A 1,328-nucleotide genomic window follows, 5' to 3' on the forward strand; every position below is an offset into this window, starting at 1 on the left:
AACCTTTGCTCTCTAAACGAGCTTGTCCGCCATGAGCGATATAGGTTGCCGCTCTCCGCCATAAACAAAAATGAAATACCCCCGACGAAGGACAAGATGACGTAGTCCTTATCCATCGAGGTATTTGTGTCTTTCAATACTAGGAGCAGCATAAAGGTGACAATGACAGCAAGATCTGAGAGGCGATATAAAAAAGCGAACTCCATCTCATAAGAACGAATTAGTCCTTTGTGTTTCATGACCTAGTTTCCCTTCTAGCACGCTACCGCCATTGGGGTGATTGCCCAATAGCCGTGTCGCGAACGTTTTAATTGATGAGCAGAGACATTTCTATGAATGTTTCTGAATTTCTGTAACGCATAAATTCGAAGGTAAGTTTAAAAATTCGTGTTGTTTAGGTAAGTGGAAATAAGAATGAAATTTAGACCTTTGGCTAAGTTTTGCTGTTTAGGAAAAAGCTGGTACTTGCTAAGCAGGGATGAGGAAAAGTATTAAGAAGCGAGTTTGATTATAAAAACTAAGGTATAATTTCTTGATGGTCTAACGGATGACTTATTTACAGGGAAGTTAATGATTTAGTCTTGGGTGCGGAGTATGAATGATGAGTCCAACGAGCGAGTGATGTCGGTCATTTATGTGGTTTTGATACAAAAAATCCCTCTCAGGAGAGAGGGATTTATAACAACTATAGGTGAATAATTTATTCGAAATCTACGCCATTTTCTTTAAATAGACGTTTACAAGCACGACCATCACTATGGAATAGGTGACAACGGTGAGCAGGAATACCGATTTCCAATTTATCGCACGTGTCGACAGCTAGCGTGTCTGGTTGACGATAGATCACATCCGCGTCTGCGCCTTCTAGGTTTAGGTATACCTGAGTTTCGTTACCAAGCTTCTCTACGATCATCACTTCACCGTGAATGGTTGCGTCAGCTTACTGAGCAAGGTATTGATATTCTTGACCTAGAAAAGCAAACGTTAGAAAACAAAACATCGATCAAAACCATGATTGATCGTGTGCGTCATTCCATTAATCGTCGTCACGAATACGATTTCTCTCATGAAGTTTATGAAGCAATGAACGGCTGCTTAGCGTGTAAAGCGTGTGCGAGCCAATGTCCGATCAAAGTGGATGTTCCAAGTTTCCGCTCCCGCTTTTTAAACATTTATCACTCGCGCTATCAGCGTCCGGCAAAAGATTATTTGGTTGCCAACATTGAAACCATGCTGCCAATGATGGCAAAGGCACCAGCAGTCGTGAACGGCGTATTGAAACAGTCGTGGGTGAAGAGTTTAACGGCTTCAACAGTAGGGTATGTGGA

The 1,328-nt window shown here is 41.9% G+C and carries 3 pseudogenes; 1 reads left to right on the forward strand and 2 read right to left on the reverse strand.

The features are described 5' to 3' along the window. Positions 1 to 239, reverse strand: a pseudogene (locus R7Q11_RS24765) (undecaprenyl-phosphate glucose phosphotransferase); the annotation flags it as partial. Positions 240 to 700: 461 nt separating this feature from the next. Beyond that, positions 701 to 940: pseudogene (locus tag R7Q11_RS24770) on the reverse strand (TOBE domain-containing protein); the annotation flags it as partial. Here R7Q11_RS24770 and R7Q11_RS24775 point away from each other — a divergent pair. Further along, positions 913 to 1,328: pseudogene (locus tag R7Q11_RS24775) on the forward strand (hypothetical protein); the annotation flags it as partial. The pseudogenes R7Q11_RS24770 and R7Q11_RS24775 overlap by 28 nt on opposite strands.

The sequence above is a fragment of the Vibrio sp. 970 genome, assembly GCF_033339075.1.